A 17,062-nucleotide genomic window follows, 5' to 3' on the forward strand; every position below is an offset into this window, starting at 1 on the left:
AAATATTAATAAGTCGGAAGCTGTTACTAAAAAGGAACAGAAACAAGATAACATTAAAAAATACAGTGAAGTCAATGAATTCAACCATGAAAGCAATCAAGTGGCCAAAGCGCAAAAACAAATGTCTTCACAAGAGACAACTGGAGTACTAGATCAGGAATAGTTCCGGTGCCTGGAACGCCCCGAAATCTTGTTTCACAGGTGTATTTAATTATTTAGGAACTATACCAAGTAATTAACAGTTAAATCAGAAAAAAACCCTTGCAATGGCAAGGGTTTTTAGATGTCCCAGAGAGGATTCGAACCTCCGACCTACAGTTTAGGAAACTGTTGCTCTATCCTACTGAGCTACTGAGACAAATAAAATAGGAACGTTATTTATTATAATTTGTTAATTCTAAAAGGTCAATAAAAAGTTGAGATTATTGAATTGGCAGGTCTCTGGTAACTTCGCTTTTTTTCGCACCCTTTTCACGGAATATCAACCAAACGATTAAACTAAGCCCAATTAATAAACCTTCCAGCGATAAAATGTACCAAGGATAGGGTCCTAATACATCTAATAAACTTGCACTGTCAGGTTTATGACTTAAGAACATATAATTTCCGTCTACCAGCTTATTGATCAACATTATAATCGGCATGAGTACATTCAAAAAGATACATAATTTTAATACAGACCAAATTGTCGGTCGGTATCCCTTTGCCCATGTAAAATAAAGCGGCACCCAGATCTCCATCAAATGTGTATAAAAGAAATGGAAAAACCTAAAATGCGGGAAATCATAATTTAATGATGGTGTTAATAACGCCTGTGATGCGCCTAATAATGCAGTGAATAATAAAATCTCATAGATTATTTTTTTCTTAGTTAGCAATAAAATGACGGTTAATATCAGACTGATGCTGCACAATTCTAATGGGATGGCGTGACTCACATCCCAACTTCCATTTAAAAGCATCCAGGTATGATAAGTCGTTTCCATGATGATTAGTGAAATAGCGACCCCGATTTCAGTTCGTCGCCATTCATTAGCCTTCAATTTATCTCTAAACAGGAATAGGCAGACTGAAACTAAGAGTAAGATAGAGATAATAACAAAGTGACTTGCAGAAAACATCTCAAAATCAAAGTTTTTGTTACTTCGGCCAAACACTCCCTCCATATTACCACCACCCCTGTAGACAATAATCAAAACAATTATCAATTGTAAATTAATGCTAGTTTTACCTTAATAATTATATTCTATGGGATATGCTTTTACTCCTCTTAAGAAATTTTAATTATTTCTATTTTGACTACGATTAGGTTTTTTCTTCCTAATAAAGTTTTCTCGAATTATGGTATAATAATTTGTCGAAGAAAATCGAAAGTCTTTATATAGTGGAGGTCATTATGGCTGCATATACGCCGATGATACAGCAATACTTAACAGTTAAGGCAGATTACCAAGATGCCTTTTTATTTTTTCGTTTAGGCGATTTTTATGAAATGTTTTTTGACGATGCGATTAAAGCTTCGCAAGAATTAGAAATAACTTTAACGAGCAGACAAGGTGGCACGGATGACCGGATTCCGATGTGCGGCGTTCCCTACCATGCGGCACCGAACTATATTGAACAACTCATTTCAAAAGGCTACAAAGTGGCCATTTGTGAGCAAGTGGAAGACCCGAAACTGACCAAAGGGATGGTAAAAAGGGAAGTTGTCCAATTGATCACACCGGGAACAGTGATGGAGGGCAAGGGGTTAAATGATAAAGAGAATAACTATATTGCCTCGATCACAAGCTTTGATGACCAAACCTATGGTTTTGCCTACAATGATATCTCAACTGGTGAAAGCCGGGTTACGTTACTATCGAATAATTTTGACGAAGTTTTAAATGAGTTAGCCGTATTAAGTGCAAAGGAAGTCGTTGTCTCTAGCAGTTTTGACGGAGAATTACAAAAAAAACTTCGTGAACGCGATGTACTAGCGATTTCGTTTGAAGATAATAGTTCAATAGATATCAATTATTCGCATTTACTTCAAGATTTGAATCAAGAAAAATTAAAGCAATCCATCGCAAGACTTTTTAACTATTTATACCGGTCACAAAAAAGAAGTTTGGACCATCTTCAGCCAGTCACTACCTATCAAATCCATCAATATATGAAAATTGATTACTATTCAAAGCGCAATCTTGAACTTACGGAAACGATTCGTTCCAAAGGAAAGAAAGGTTCATTATTATGGCTCCTTGATGAGACGATGACCGCTATGGGCGGAAGAATGTTAAAACACTGGATCGACCGACCGTTAATCAATCAGAATGAAATTGAATTACGTCAAACCATCGTTGAAGTCTTGATGTCTTATTATTTTGAGCGTCAGGAACTTCGTGAAAAGCTGAAGGAAGTTTACGATTTAGAACGATTAGCGGGAAGAGTAGCCTTTGGCAATATTAATGCCCGTGATTTGGTTCAATTAAAACGTTCTTTAATGCAGGTCCCTTACTTGAAACAAATCCTTGCAGGCATGCAGAATGAAAAAGTGAGCCAAATTGCCGATCTTCTTGACCCATGTGAAGAGATCACAGATCTATTGGAGCAGTCGATTGTTGAAAATCCACCGCTTTCCTTAAAAGAAGGCAATATGATTCGTGATGGATACAATGCTCAGCTCGATCAATATCGTGATGCCAGCCGGAACGGGAAAACGTGGATTGCCCAACTTGAACGTGAAGAGCGTGAGAAAACCGGTATTAAATCGTTGAAGGTTGGCTATAATCGTGTATTTGGTTACTATATTGAGATTACCCGGGCGAATCTGCATCTTTTAACAGAAGGTCAGTATGAACGGAAGCAAACCTTATCGAACGCAGAACGGTTTATTACTCCAGATTTAAAAGAAAAAGAAGCATTAATTTTACAAGCTGAAGAAAAATGCGGTGAACTTGAATATGAGTTGTTTACCGAAATTCGCGAAATTGTGAAGGAACAAATCCCGCGCCTACAGGCCTTGGCAAAAGCGATTAGTGAGCTTGATGTCTTGCAGTGTTTTGCTCAAGTAAGTGAAGACCGGCACTATATAAAACCGCAGTTTTCTATGGAAGGCCGGGTCGTTGTAAAGGAAGGCCGCCATCCAGTCGTTGAAAAGGTATTAAACGCCCAGGAATATGTTCCGAATGATTGTTTCATGGACAGCGAGCGCGAAGTCATGTTGATCACGGGTCCGAACATGTCAGGGAAAAGTACGTACATGCGCCAAATCGCGTTAATCTCGATATTAGCCCAAATTGGTTGTAATGTTCCGGCCACAGAAGCCATACTGCCGATTTTTGACCAAATATTTACCCGTATTGGTGCCGCGGATGATTTGATCTCAGGACAAAGTACCTTTATGGTTGAAATGTTGGAAGCCAAAAATGCGATTTCAAATGCGACACAAAACAGCTTAATTTTGTTTGACGAAATCGGGCGAGGTACATCTACTTATGATGGAATGGCACTTGCTCAAGCTATCATTGAATATATTCATACCCAGATTGGGGCAAAGACTCTTTTCTCCACCCATTATCATGAATTAACGGTTTTAGAGGAAGAACTGGATAAGTTAAAAAACATTCACGTCAGTGCGATTGAACATAATGGAAAAGTTGTTTTCCTTCATAAAATTAAAGAAGGACCGGCTGATAAGAGCTACGGGATTCATGTTGCCCAGCTTGCAGGACTGCCGTCAGAATTAATCAGCCGCGCTAATGAAATATTAACAGCACTCGAGCAGTCTGATAACCAACTAGACACGCCAAAAAAAGATGTGGTAAAAGTAGCGGAAGTAGTGGAGGTACAAGAACAACCTGCCCAACTATCTTTCTTTGATGAACCAAAAGATGTGAAAAAGCAGGAACTCTCCTCGAAAGAGAAACGTGTAATCGAGAAAATGAAAGAATTAGATATATTGGATTTAACACCACTTCAGGCGATCAACCTGTTGTACGAGCTTCAGAAAAAGTTAAAGTAGGGGGTGAATCCGAATGGGTAAAATTATTCAATTGGATGATGCCTTATCCAATAAAATCGCGGCCGGGGAAGTAGTCGAACGGCCTGCATCTGTTGTAAAAGAGTTGGTTGAAAATTCGATTGATGCCGGCAGCACCGTGATTGAAATTGAGGTAGAAGAAGCGGGCCTCGCCAAAATCCGCATTACCGATAATGGAAATGGAATCGAGGAAGAGGATGTTTTACTCGCCTTTCAACGTCATGCCACATCCAAAATCAAAAATGAAAATGATTTGTTCCGAATTCGGACTCTCGGGTTCCGTGGAGAAGCCCTGCCAAGTGTTGCCTCGGTTTCACGGCTCGAGATGAAGACTTCTACAGGAGAAGGTGCTGGAAATCGATTGGTGATTGAAGGCGGTAAAGTAGAAACGTTTGAAAAAGCTTCAAGCAGGCGCGGGACTGATATCTCGATCACCGATTTATTTTACAACACACCTGCCCGCTTGAAGTATATGAAGACGATTCATACTGAGCTTGGAAATATTACGGATGTCGTGAATCGACTGGCCCTTTCTCATCCAGAGGTGGCCTTCCGCCTCATTCATAATGATCGCAAACTGCTGCAAACGAATGGTAATGGGGATGTTCGTCAGGTGCTGGCATCGATCTATGGTATGGGGATCGCCAAGCAATTAGTTCCAATCACCGGCCATTCGCTTGATTACAAAATTAGTGGATTTGCTTCGATGCCTGAGGTAACAAGAGCCTCAAGAAACTATATTTCGACGATGATTAATGGCCGATTCATTAAAAACTATCCATTGGCCAAGGCAATTCAGGAAGGCTATCATACCTTGCTTCCGATCGGCAGGTTCCCGATTGTGCTCCTTAATATTGAAATGGACCCTTTACTCGTTGATGTCAATGTTCACCCCTCGAAAATGGAGGTCCGCATTAGTAAAGAAGCGGAACTGAATGAGCTTGTCACTTCGATTATAAAAGAAGCGTTTAAATCAAAGATCCTTATCCCGACAGCATATACAGCGGTGAAAAAGGATGTACCGAAGGAAGAACAAACTTCTTTGGTTCTGGATGAAGGTACAAGACAGGCAAATGATGAGAAAGAGTTTGAATGGAAACAACCAGTTGCAGCTGCAACTATTCATGAGACCCGTCCATGGATGGAAGTGCCTGTTGAGACACCTGTTAATAAATTACCGAGTTTCCAGCGTGATGAAGCGACGGGTGGAAGAGACAGTTGGCAATCTATTAATCCATTTAGTGACTCAGATGACGAACCTGATGATAGTAATCAAACGATTGAACCTAATATGAATACTGTTGAGTCAGGAAATGTTTCGGTCGAGAGTAGAGTTCCACGGTTATATCCGATTGGACAAATGCACGGAACTTACATTTTTGCTCAAAATGAAAATGGCCTTTATATCATTGATCAGCATGCGGCCCAGGAACGATTGAAGTATGAGTATTTCCGGGAGAAAGTTGGGCAAGTCCAATCAGAACTGCAGGAAATGCTTGTGCCATTAACCTTTGAATACTCGACGGATGAATTTTTGAAAATAAATGAATACCAAATTGAGCTTGAAAAGGTCGGGGTTTTTCTTGAGGAATTTGGACTAAATAGTTTTATTGTCCGATCCCATCCGCAGTGGTTCCCAAAAGGGGAAGAAAAACAAATCATAGAAGACATGATTGAACAGCTTTTATTGATGAAAAAGGTGGATATTAAGAAACTACGTGAAGAAGCAGCGATTATGATGAGCTGCAAGGCATCCATTAAAGCCAATCGGCATTTACGAAATGATGAGATTCAAGCACTCCTTGATGATTTGAGGAAAGCATCTGATCCATTTACTTGTCCGCACGGCAGACCGATCATTGTTCATTATTCGGTTTATGAGATGGAGAAAATGTTTAAACGGGTGATGTAACTAAAAAGAACGTTCCTATTTTATTAGGGTGCGTTCTTTTTTTTGAGTGTTGGTTAAGTGATTTTATTGAAAAGATGGATGGCTCTACGTGCCCGAAACCGAGGGTAAACATTGAATATGGTCACGTAGAGAGGTCCTACGTGCCCGAAACCGAGGGGAAATAATGAATCGGGTAACGTAGACATGCTATTCATGACGACCCAAAAGAAAAAAAGCTGCAGAAAAGGATTTTTCTGCAACTTTGATATTACTATTAATTTGATTACTATTAATATGAGTGCAATCTCTGGAAATGATCTTGCCGCCCAAGTTGCTTATTTCACAGCTACTGGGAGCTTGCTCATATACATTAGGGCCTTTCCAGTTCCTATCGCTACCGATTCTAGAGGGTTTGGGGCAAGCTGGACAGGAACAACTATCTCTTCACTTAGCCATGCCTCCATCCCATTCAATAATGCTCCACCGCCGGTCAGAATTACGCCCCTGTCGACGATGTCTCCACTGAGCTCTGCTGGGCAATCCTCTAGGGTTGCACGAATGGCTTCTAAAATATGCAATAGTGCTTCCTTGATCGCCACACGAATTTCATAGGATGATAGTTTAATCGTTTTTGGCAGTCCAGTTAATAGGTCGCGACCCCGGACATCCATGAAACGTTCTTCATGGTCAATGAGAGCAAAACCAATTTCCATTTTGATGTTTTCCGCAGTTCTTTCACCAATTAGGATATTATATTCTTTCCGAACATGTTGAATAATATCTTCATCGAGGCGGTCACCGCCAATTTTAATGGAATGGCATGCAACTACCCCGCCAAAGGAAATAATTGCTACCTCAGTATTCCCGCCTCCAATATCCACTACCACATTGGCAACTGGTTCATCGACAGGTAATCCAGCACCAATTGCGGCTGCAACTGGTTCCTCAATTAAGCTGATTTTTTTGGCCCCAGCCTGTCTTACTGCATCTTGGATCGCTCTTCTTTCCACACTTGTGGAACCAGATGGAATACTAACAACGACATTTGGTTTACGCACAGCAAAACCAATCTTTTTGGATGCATTGCGCATAATGTGTTTTAGCAATTCAGTGGTTACATCATAATCTGCGATTACGCCATCCTTCATGGGACGAATGGCGACGATTTTTTCAGGTGTCTTTCCTATCATTTCCTTTGCTTCTGTACCAACAGCTACAACATTTTTTGTCACTGTATCAATCGCCACAACAGAAGGTTCATTAATAACGATTCCTTTATTTTTACTATAAACTAGTATATTTGCAGTTCCTAAATCAATACCTATATCAAAAGTAGATAACATATTCCTTCACCTAATTTCCCTATTTTTCATTCAAAATAAGCTACGAGTTAGTCTACCATAAATTTGGGGGTGGAAAGCCTTTTGTAAATGAACCGTTATCCTTTTGTAAATTTACAAGAAAATTATCCCTATTTAGGAATAAAAGTGGATGAAATAAATTTCATGTCCAATTAACGGCATAGAAATGAACTTTTATGTATATACTAGTTTGATGTTCTACTGCTTTTAAAAATTATGTTACGATAAAGGGGTGGAAGTGGAATCATAAACCTGCTTTCACTGAAAATGGGATAAGGCAGTGTGAAAATATTGGATTCAAAACAAAAATTATTAGTGATCATCGGACCAACCGCCGTCGGAAAAACAAAGTTAAGTATCGAAATGGCTAAACTCTATAATGGTGAAATTATCAGCGGAGATTCTATGCAAATCTATCGTGGCATGGATATTGGGACGGCAAAAATCAAAAAGGATGAAATGGAAGGTATTCCTCACTATCTGATTGATATTAAAGAGCCATTTGAAAATTTTTCCGTTGCTGAATTTCAACTCCTTGTTCGGGCTAAAATAGGTGAGATTGCTAAAAAGGGAAAGCTGCCCATTATTGTCGGTGGAACAGGGTTGTATATACAGTCCGTCATTTATGATTATCAATTTTCTGATGTACCAGGCGATGAGTCTTATCGTCTTAAGCTAGAGGAAAGAGTCAAGAAAATAGGGAATGAGGCACTTTATAAAGAATTGTTGGAGGTGGATCCAGGTAGTGCTTCACAAATCCATCCAAATAATGTAAGAAGAGTCATTCGCGCACTTGAAATCTTCCATCTTACAGGTAAGACGATGCAAGAATTCCAAAGCATACAACAACCAGATCTTTTGTACAATACAGCAATAGTTGGTTTATCGATGGAACGCGAGAAACTTTATGAGCGCATTAATTATCGAGTGGATTTAATGATGGAGGAAGGGCTTATCGAGGAAGTAAAAGGTTTGTATCAAAGGGGTTTGCGCGATTGTCAATCGATCCAAGCAATTGGCTACAAAGAAATGTATGCCTATTTAGAAGGTAGAGTACCTTTAGAAGAGGCTATAGAGAATTTAAAACAAAATTCAAGAAGATACGCAAAAAGGCAATTAACTTGGTTTCGGAACAAAATGGAGGTATCATGGTTTGATATGACCAATGTGGAGGACACCTCAAAAAAAATAACGGAAATTTCACATTGTGTTGAAGGAAAGCTTAAAGTAAAATCGAATACATATTAGTAGAGATAAAAGAGGAGGAAATACAAATGAAAACAACAATCAATATTCAGGACCAATTTTTAAACCAGTGCCGCAAAGATAACATACATGTTACCGTCTTTTTACTTAACGGTTTTCAATTAAGAGGCCAAATTAAGGGCTTTGATAATTTTACAGTTCTTTTTGAATCAGAAGGAAAGCAACAATTAGTATATAAGCATGCTATTTCAACTTTTGCACCGCAAAGAAACGTGCAGCTTGAACTGGATAACCAATAAGTCATAGTTAGGAGCCCATTTATTGGGCTTTTTTTATTTATTATAAAAAACTTTTTTAATGAAATTCAGGGAGTTTGAATACATATAAAATGAAGGATTATGCTTTCCTTTGTGCAAATAATCAGTTCAGAATGTAAATTCTGAGTGGCCATAAAAACTCATCATATAAACTGTTGGTAAAAATGAGAGGTGAAAGCTTTGGACCAACCCATCAGAATGAAAAGTAACGGCCAAATAAGAGTAGTTCTCAATTCACAAATAGGGAAAACGATGACAAAAGAGTTACCTGACTTTCAGGTGGTTCCAAAGGACATTCCACCTGAGCATTCGGCTCTAAAGGAAATTGAAGAGGAGTTAGGGGCTCTTGTTGGTATGGAAGAAATGAAAAAAATGATAAAGGAAATTTATGCATGGATTTACGTGAATAAAAAACGTGAGGAAATGGGTTTAAAAGCAAGAAAACAAGCCCTCCATATGATGTTTAAAGGAAATCCTGGAACAGGTAAAACGACAGTCGCTAGATTAATAGGTAAGTTATTTCAAAAAATGAGTGTTTTAACAAAAGGACACTTAATTGAGGCGGAACGTGCGGACCTCGTGGGGGAGTATATTGGTCATACAGCACAGAAGACAAGGGATTTAATCAAGAAGGCCCAAGGAGGGATTTTGTTCATCGATGAGGCTTACTCATTGGGGCGCGGCGGTGAGAAGGATTTCGGCAAAGAAGCAATCGATACATTGGTTAAGCATATGGAAGATAAGCAGCATGAGTTTATTCTTATCCTTGCTGGATACTCCCGTGAAATGGAGTATTTCTTGACCCTTAATCCTGGGCTCCATTCACGCTTTCCATTAGTTATTGATTTTCCTGACTACAATATAAATCAACTAATGGAAATTTCGGCGAGAATGTTAATCGAAAGAGAATACACGTTTAGCCATGAGGCGGAAAAAAAGTTAAAAGAACATTTAATATGGGTTAAAGCGGTATTAAGTCCAAATAGTTTTTCAAATGGAAGGTATGTACGAAATATCATTGAAAAATCGATCCGCGCCCAGGCCATGAGGCTGCTCATGTTAAATAGTTATGACAGGCATGAATTAATGACAATTAGAAGTAATGATCTTGTGTTTGAAGAAGATTAGAGACAAAAAAACGGCAGATTCTAAGCAATCTGCCGTTTCTATTGGATTAGTTATTAATTGGCCTCAAATTTACGTATCGGCAGCTTCCAATCAAAGGTATAGGAGAGGACGCGTAAAACCGTCACAAGGAAAAAGAGAGAATACAATTCCCAAGAATGCGTCACGATCTTAAGTCCGATAAATAAGCCTGTCAATATCGCCCATATTGCATAGATTTCCGATCGTAAGACGATTGGTTTTCTTCCTGCCAATAAATCACGAATAATCCCGCCGCCGATTCCGGTTAGCACCGCTGCAACAATAACTGCACTAAGCGGGTGATTCATTTTAACGGCGTAAAGAGCACCTTGGATGGCAAAGGCTGAAAGGCCAATCGCATCAAATAAGTTTCCCCATTTTTGCCAGTGTTTTAAAAGGTTGCTTGGAAATAAAAACACAGCAGTTATGGATAATAAGGCAATTTGAAAAAATAACCCTTGTTCCCAAAGTGCTGATACAGGTACACCGATTAATAGGTTTCGAATCGCCCCTCCGCCAAAAGCGGTGACAATACCTAAAATGTATACGCCAAAAATATCATATTCCTCTTCCATCGCAACAATGGCCCCACTAACGGCGAAGGCGATTGTTCCAATCATACTTAAAACTTCCCATGTCATCTATCCGAATTCTCCTTGAAATCTTTATTTTATTTAACTATATGAAAATAGTAATAATGATATTAGAAAACAGTAAGATTATATCAAGATATGGGGAAATTACAATAAGTTTTTTCTAATGTTGGGCAAATTAGAGTATACAACCTTTTTTTGTTATGATGGGAGAAAGAAGATTTCGGAAGGAACGATGCCTTATGGAACAAAAAGACACGAAAGAAAAGGCGATCCTCGTTGGCTGTCAAACCAATGGGGATACGGATTTACGTTTTCATTATTCAATGGAAGAGTTAGGAGCACTAACAGAAACCGCTCAGGGTGAAGTATTGATGTCGGTCGTTCAAAAAAGGGACCGCCGCCACCCAGCTACCTATATAGGTAAAGGGAAAGTGGAGGAACTTAATGTCCTGGTGGATGAACTGGAGGCAGATATAGTCATTTTTAATGACGAGCTTTCACCCAGTCAAAAAAGAAATCTCTCTACGGAAATAAATGCCCGAATCATCGACAGAACCCAGCTCATCTTAGACATTTTTGCACAAAGGGCTCGCTCCAAAGAAGGGAAATTACAGGTTGAACTTGCCCAATTGCAATACATGCTTCCTCGTCTTGCGGGTCAGGGAACTGCATTATCCCGTTTGGGGGCTGGGATAGGAACAAGGGGTCCTGGTGAAACAAAGTTAGAATCAGACCGCCGGCATATCCGCCGCAGAATCGATGAAATTAAAACCCAACTTTCCGTCATCGTTCAGCACAGGGATCGATACAGAGAAAGAAGAAAGAAAAATAAAACCTTTCAGGTCGCGATTGTCGGTTATACCAATGCCGGTAAATCCAGTCTTTTCAATCGTTTATCTGAAGCAGAATCGTATGAGGAAAATCAATTGTTTGCAACCCTAGATCCAATGACACGAAAATTGATTTTACCAAGTGGTTTCCTAGCCTTGATTACCGATACGGTTGGGTTTATACAAGATTTACCGACAACACTAATTGCTGCATTTCGATCGACGCTTGAGGAAGTCAAGGAAGCTGATTTGCTTCTTCATGTGGTCGATATGTCCAACCCAGATTATTTCCATCACGAAAAAACAGTTAAAAAGCTGCTTGAAGACTTGGAAGTTAAAGATATCCCGCAAATAACAGTATATAATAAGAAAGATATTCAGCATTCAGATTTTGTCCCAACCGCAGATACACCGACCGCATTTATTAGTGCATTTGATAAAGAGGACCGTCAAGCCTTGAAGCAGCAAATGGAGAAGGTAGTTATGGAAATGATGGATTCTTACGAAGTTCAGATTCCGTCCACAGAAGGAAAGCTGCTTTCTTTATTAAAAAATGAGACAATATTAAGAGAGCTTGTGTTTGATGAAGAAGATCAATTCTATCGATGCAAAGGATATACACTTCAGGATCATCAAATAACAGGACAATTACAGAAATTCACTATATAGATAGGGGTCAAAACATGTTTCAACAGTTAAAAAATGGGGAAAAGCTTCAGCCGTTGGTAGAGGAAGTTGAACAACAAATCGCTAAAGTACATAAAGAAATAGACAATAGAATCGAATCAAATCAATTTCGGGTATTAAAAAGCTTTCAAAACAAAAGAGTGAGTGATTCACATTTTAATCCGTCGACAGGGTATGGCTATGACGATCAAGGCAGGGATACACTAGAAATGGTCTATGCAGACGTCTTTGGGGGAGAAGCAGGACTTGTTCGTCCACAAATAATCTCTGGCACACATGCCATTTCCATTGCCTTATTTGGCGTCCTTCGACCTGGGGATGAACTTCTATATATAACGGGCAAACCCTATGATACGCTTGAAGAAATTGTTGGACTTCGTGGGAACGGGGTTGGCTCATTAAAGGAATTTGGAATTTCCTATGATAGTGTAGCTCTGACGAATCAAGGTGGAATTGATTGGGAGGCTGTCTCAAAGAAAATAAAACCTAATACAAAAATGATTGGCATTCAGCGTTCCAAGGGCTATGCCACAAGACCATCATTTACGATTGCAGAAATCGCAGAAATGATCACGTTTGTCAAAGAAATTAAACAGGATGTGGTCGTATTTGTAGATAATTGCTATGGGGAATTTGTTGAGGAGACCGAGCCTTGTCATGTCGGTGCGGACTTAATCGCAGGGTCACTAATCAAAAATCCAGGCGGAGGGATTGTGAAGACTGGCGGCTATATTGTTGGTAAAAAACAGTGGGTGGAGGCATGTTCGTATCGAATGACTTCACCAGGGATAGGAGCCGAAGCAGGAGCGTCCCTCTATAGTCTTCAAGAAATGTATCAAGGTTTTTTTCTTGCCCCCCATGTGGTTGGGCAGGCATTAAAAGGGGCCGTTTTCACAGCAGCGATGTTGGAGAAATTAGGCATGAATTCTTCTCCGAAATGGAATGCTAAAAGGACGGACTTAATTCAGTCTGTCCAGTTTGATGACCGAGATAAAATGATTGCTTTTTGTCAGGCTATTCAATTCGCATCACCGATTAATTCTTATGTCACACCCCATGCCAGTTATATGCCAGGGTATGAGGACGATGTAATTATGGCAGCAGGTACTTTTATTCAGGGGGCGAGCATTGAACTCACCGCAGATGGACCGATTAGACCACCATATGTTGCCTATGTACAAGGTGGTTTAACCTATGCACACGTAAAGATGGCTGTTTGTCTGGCCATAGACCACTTAACGGATAAAGGATTAATCGAATTGTTTTAGGAGAACAGCTAAGTGTCCAATTATTTTAAAAATTTTAATGTAAGAAAACCTAACATATCATTGACAACTTTTCTAACACGAAATATAATAGTATTATAATCAACCCGAGGGGAGGAGGAATTAGATGAGTGGAAAGGAAATTCGCCGTTCCATGCCACTGTTTCCAATCGGAACAGTCATGCAACTAACGGAACTCACAGCCAGGCAAATTCGTTACTACGAAGAACACCAATTGATTTCTCCGGCAAGAACCGAGGGGAATAGACGTTTATATTGTTTAAATGATATTGATAGGCTTCTAGAAATTAAGGATTTAATTGATCAAGGTGTCAATATGGCTGGCATTAAACAATTGTTCCTAGTAAAAGCGCAACAATCAAACATTCTTGAGCAACAAACAGAAAAGACTAAGCGCGAATTAACAGATGAACAGCTTAGAAAGCTGCTACGCAACGAAATGATGCATTTAGGTCGAAACAATCGATCCTCTTTACGTCAAGGAGATATGTCAAGATTCTTTCATTAATGTGGAAGTTTTCTTTTTAAAAAATAGGAGGTAAGGAAATGGCAAAGTATTCAAGAGAAGATATTAAAAGATTAGCGGTCGAAGAAAACGTGAAATTTATTCGTTTGCAATTCACAGACATCCTTGGAACTATCAAAAACGTGGAGATTCCAATTAGCCAATTAGAAAAAGCACTTGATAACAAAATGATGTTTGACGGTTCTTCAATTGAAGGTTTTGTACGTATTGAAGAATCTGATATGTTACTATATCCTGACCTTAACACATGGGTTGTATTCCCATGGACAGCAGAAAAAGGGAAAGTTGCCCGCTTAATTTGTGATATTTATACTCCAGAAGGAAAACCATTTGAAGGGGATCCTCGTAATAACTTAAGAAGAGTATTAAAAGAAATGGAAGAGTTAGGTTTCACTAACTTTAACCTTGGACCTGAGCCGGAATTCTTCTTATTTAAATTAGATGAAAAAGGCGAACCAAGTTTAGAGTTAAATGACCAAGGCGGATATTTTGACTTAGCACCAACAGATTTAGGTGAAAACTGTCGTCGTGATATCGTGCTTGAGTTAGAAGAAATGGGCTTTGAAATTGAAGCTTCTCACCATGAGGTAGCACCAGGTCAGCATGAAATTGACTTTAAATATGCAGATGCATTAACAGCATGTGACCAAATCCAAACGTTTAAGCTAGTTGTTAAAACAATTGCTCGTAAACACGGTTTGCACGCAACATTCATGCCAAAACCGTTATACGGAGTCAATGGATCTGGAATGCACATGAACCTTTCATTATTTACAAATGGAGAAAATGCATTCTATCAGCCAAGCGGCGACTTAGAAATGAGCGATACAGCTCGTCAATTTATTGCAGGTATCCTTAAGCACGCTCCAGCCTTTACAGCGGTGACAAACCCAACTGTAAACTCTTATAAGCGTCTTGTTCCAGGTTATGAAGCACCTTGCTACGTTGCTTGGTCAGCTAGAAACCGTTCACCATTAATTCGTATTCCTGCTTCTCGTGGATTAAGTACACGTGTTGAAGTAAGAAGTGTAGACCCATCTGCTAATCCATACCTTGCAATGGCTGTACTTCTTAAAGCTGGCTTAGACGGAATTAAAAATAAATTAACTCCGCCGGCACCAGTTGACAGAAACATCTATGTAATGAGCAAAGAAGAAAGAATCGAAGAAGGAATCATCGATCTTCCAGCAACATTAGCTCAAGCATTAGATCAACTGAAAGCTAATGAAGTGATTGTGTCTGGTCTTGGCGAGCACATTATGGAACACTTCCTTGAAGCTAAAGAAATCGAGTGGGATATGTTCCGTACAGTCGTTCACCAATGGGAACGCGATCAATATATGAGCATGTATTAATATTATCTCAAGCCCTGGCGCCTAGCGTCAGGGTTTTTCTATGTCGCGCTTCTTTTCTTAGATTCTTTCAGTGAAAAATGCCATCCTATTGCCTACCCGGTTTTTCCATAACAATTACGGTAGCCAATAAGCCCGATTGTCGACCCAAATTGCTCTTCCTCAACGACTTCGGACGGCAATAAATTCAATGGCTCTTTTGCCAATTAGGCATACTCGATCATTCTAAATAAAATTAATAGGAATAGAATAGTAAAAGAGGTGCTTGATGTTCTTTAAAAATTCACAATTTTTACGGTTTACTTAATCCTAAATAATATATGCTTAAGTTGTAAACATTTGGGAGGTGCTTTAAATTGTATAAACTGCAAATTTGTAATGCTCTAACCCAAGAAATACTACGAGAAAAGACGTATAAGAAGCCTGATCTTATTTTAAGTTTGATAGAATCAGGAACAAAAGGTCAGGAATGTTTTCTATTTGATGAACAGCTCAAGACCTTGAAAGGAACGTATGTTACACATTCCAGTTTTAATGAAGGGGACACGAAAGTATATAAAGTGCTTTTTAAGGTGAAACTATCTGAAATACAAGCAAGAATAGCGAAATAGGAATTAATGGAGTAGCATATGGCTGCTCCTTTTTATTTTGAGTATTAAAGCAGTTCTTCTGGAACGTCACGTAGGAATTCTTCCGGAAAGGTCACGTAGTCCGTCTCTACGTGCCCCACCTCGTAGAAATTCATCTAGAAAGGTTACGTAGGTCGCCTCTACGTGCTCAAACTCGTAGAAGTTCTTCTGGAAAGGTCACGTAGTCTTTCTCTACGTGCCCCACCTCGTAGAAATTCTTCCGGAAAGGTCAAGTAGTCCGTCTCTACGTGCCCCACCTCGTAGGAATTCTTCCGGAAAGGTCACGTAGTCCGCCTCTACGTGCCCCACCTCGTAGAAATTCATCTAGAAAGGTCACGTAGTCTGTCTCTACGTGCCCCAACTAGTAGGAATTCTTCTACAATGGTTACGTAGACCCATTCTATCCCGGATTCTGTAATTCCTTCAGCTTGAGGTTGATTAGCCACAACCAAAAAAGAGTCGGCACGTATATGCCAACTCTCTTAAACTTAATGAATATGTCGGTAAACCCCAATGACTTTACCTAAAATCGAAACATTCCTTAAGATAATAGGGTCCATTGTAGAATTTTCCGGCTGCAGGCGTATGTAATCTTTTTCCTTGAAAAATCTTTTACAGGTGGCTTCATCTTCCTCGGTCATTGCTACAACAATATCCCCGTTATTAGCGGTTGGCTGCTGTTTCACAATTACATAATCCCCGTCTAGGATCCCAGCTTCTATCATACTCTCACCCATGATTTCTAACATGAAAACTTGTTCATCTGCAGGTGCAAGACTTTCTGGAAGTGGAAAATACTCTTCCACATTTTCAATCGCTGTAATTGGGAGTCCTGCCGTTACTTTCCCAACCACTGGAACATTGACAACTGTATTTCTTGGTATATGTGCAGCAACATCTGCTTCTAATATTTCAATTGCTCTTGGTTTTGTGGGATCCCGTCTAATAAGTCCTTTGCTTTCCAATCTTGCTAGATGTCCGTGAACAGTAGAACTGGATGCGAGTCCAACCGCTTCTCCAATTTCCCTTACTGAAGGGGGATATCCTTTACTCTTAACCTCACTTTTAATGAAGTCTAAGATATCTTGCTGCCTCTTTGATATTTTAGCCATGATAAAATCCACCTCGCCTGGTTAATGTTGTCTTTATTATAACATGTTCGTATTTTTTATACAAACATAAGTTCGAAAATACAGTTGACAACAAACAAA

At 39.4% G+C, this 17,062-nt stretch carries 14 protein-coding genes and 1 tRNA gene; 10 read left to right on the forward strand and 5 right to left on the reverse strand.

The features are described from left to right. Nucleotides 1–284: 284 nt before the first annotated feature. Both ACSU6B_RS05490 and ACSU6B_RS05495 read right to left on the reverse strand, forming a co-directional pair. Nucleotides 285–358: transfer RNA gene (locus tag ACSU6B_RS05490), tRNA-Arg, on the reverse strand. 64 nt (nt 359–422) lie between these two features. Then, nucleotides 423–1,166 (reverse strand): YwaF family protein, encoded by a 744-nt coding sequence (locus ACSU6B_RS05495; RefSeq protein WP_410883434.1) that lies wholly within the window; start codon nt 1,164–1,166, stop codon nt 423–425. 230 nt (nt 1,167–1,396) lie between these two features. Here ACSU6B_RS05495 and mutS point away from each other — a divergent pair, with 230 nt between their 5' ends. Together mutS and mutL are read left to right on the forward strand one after the other, a co-directional pair. Then, complete coding sequence (gene mutS / locus ACSU6B_RS05500; protein WP_410883436.1) at nt 1,397–4,006, forward strand: DNA mismatch repair protein MutS; 2,610 nt, start codon at nt 1,397–1,399, stop codon at nt 4,004–4,006. Between the two features lie 13 nt (nt 4,007–4,019). Beyond that, nucleotides 4,020–5,936 carry a DNA mismatch repair endonuclease MutL gene (mutL, locus tag ACSU6B_RS05505; RefSeq protein WP_410883438.1) on the forward strand — a complete coding sequence of 639 codons (1,917 nt, stop codon included), beginning with the start codon at nt 4,020–4,022 and terminating at the stop codon, nt 5,934–5,936. 314 nt (nt 5,937–6,250) lie between these two features. On the opposite strand, the gene mreBH is transcribed toward mutL, so the two are convergent. Next, entirely contained in the window at nt 6,251–7,258 is a 1,008-nt protein-coding gene (gene mreBH / locus ACSU6B_RS05510) for a rod-share determining protein MreBH (protein WP_088086524.1), read from the reverse strand. 309 nt (nt 7,259–7,567) lie between these two features. On the opposite strand from mreBH, the gene miaA reads away from it, so the two are divergent. The 3 genes from miaA to spoVK all read left to right on the forward strand — a co-directional run bounded on the left by miaA (nt 7,568) and on the right by spoVK (nt 9,927). Further along, nucleotides 7,568–8,524, forward strand: coding sequence for a tRNA (adenosine(37)-N6)-dimethylallyltransferase MiaA (gene miaA / locus ACSU6B_RS05515; protein WP_410883733.1), 957 nt, complete (start codon nt 7,568–7,570; stop codon nt 8,522–8,524). Nucleotides 8,525–8,550: 26 nt separating this feature from the next. After that, nucleotides 8,551–8,781 (forward strand): RNA chaperone Hfq, encoded by a 231-nt coding sequence (gene hfq / locus ACSU6B_RS05520; protein WP_088086525.1) that lies wholly within the window; start codon nt 8,551–8,553, stop codon nt 8,779–8,781. Between the two features lie 198 nt (nt 8,782–8,979). After that, the gene (gene spoVK / locus ACSU6B_RS05525) at nt 8,980–9,927 is read left to right on the forward strand and encodes a stage V sporulation protein K (RefSeq protein ID WP_088086526.1); all 948 of its coding nucleotides are present in this window, start codon (nt 8,980–8,982) and stop codon (nt 9,925–9,927) included. A 53-nt stretch (nt 9,928–9,980) separates the two neighbouring features. Here the strand turns inward: spoVK and ACSU6B_RS05530 are convergent, their stop codons facing one another. After that, entirely contained in the window at nt 9,981–10,586 is a 606-nt protein-coding gene (locus ACSU6B_RS05530) for a trimeric intracellular cation channel family protein (protein ID WP_214716009.1), read from the reverse strand. Between the two features lie 194 nt (nt 10,587–10,780). Between ACSU6B_RS05530 and hflX the strand changes: the two genes are divergently transcribed. The 5 genes from hflX (at nt 10,781) to ACSU6B_RS05555 (ending at nt 15,833) form a co-directional block, all read left to right on the forward strand. Continuing rightward, on the forward strand, nt 10,781–12,040 hold the full coding sequence (gene hflX, locus ACSU6B_RS05535; protein ID WP_215000537.1) for a GTPase HflX: 1,260 nt from the start codon (nt 10,781–10,783) through the stop codon (nt 12,038–12,040). A 14-nt stretch (nt 12,041–12,054) separates the two neighbouring features. Further along, nucleotides 12,055–13,326: an aminotransferase class I/II-fold pyridoxal phosphate-dependent enzyme gene (locus tag ACSU6B_RS05540; protein ID WP_410883441.1), complete on the forward strand. Its 1,272-nt coding sequence runs from the start codon at nt 12,055–12,057 to the stop codon at nt 13,324–13,326. 124 nt (nt 13,327–13,450) lie between these two features. After that, nucleotides 13,451–13,852, forward strand: coding sequence for a MerR family transcriptional regulator (locus tag ACSU6B_RS05545; RefSeq protein ID WP_215000541.1), 402 nt, complete (start codon nt 13,451–13,453; stop codon nt 13,850–13,852). 38 nt (nt 13,853–13,890) lie between these two features. After that, a complete protein-coding gene (gene glnA, locus ACSU6B_RS05550) occupies nt 13,891–15,225 on the forward strand; it encodes a type I glutamate--ammonia ligase (protein WP_410883443.1) in 1,335 nt (444 codons plus the stop codon). Between the two features lie 353 nt (nt 15,226–15,578). Further along, the gene (locus tag ACSU6B_RS05555) at nt 15,579–15,833 is read left to right on the forward strand and encodes a hypothetical protein (protein ID WP_215000545.1); all 255 of its coding nucleotides are present in this window, start codon (nt 15,579–15,581) and stop codon (nt 15,831–15,833) included. A gap of 506 nt (nt 15,834–16,339) precedes the next feature. On the opposite strand, the gene lexA is transcribed toward ACSU6B_RS05555, so the two are convergent. Further along, the gene (lexA, locus tag ACSU6B_RS05560) at nt 16,340–16,963 is read right to left on the reverse strand and encodes a transcriptional repressor LexA (RefSeq protein ID WP_168242900.1); all 624 of its coding nucleotides are present in this window, start codon (nt 16,961–16,963) and stop codon (nt 16,340–16,342) included. Nucleotides 16,964–17,062: the final 99 nt, after the last annotated feature.

Origin of the sequence: Neobacillus sp. C211, from assembly GCF_051842875.1 — a bacterium.
Taxonomy (GTDB): Bacteria; Bacillota; Bacilli; order Bacillales; family Cytobacillaceae; genus Neobacillus.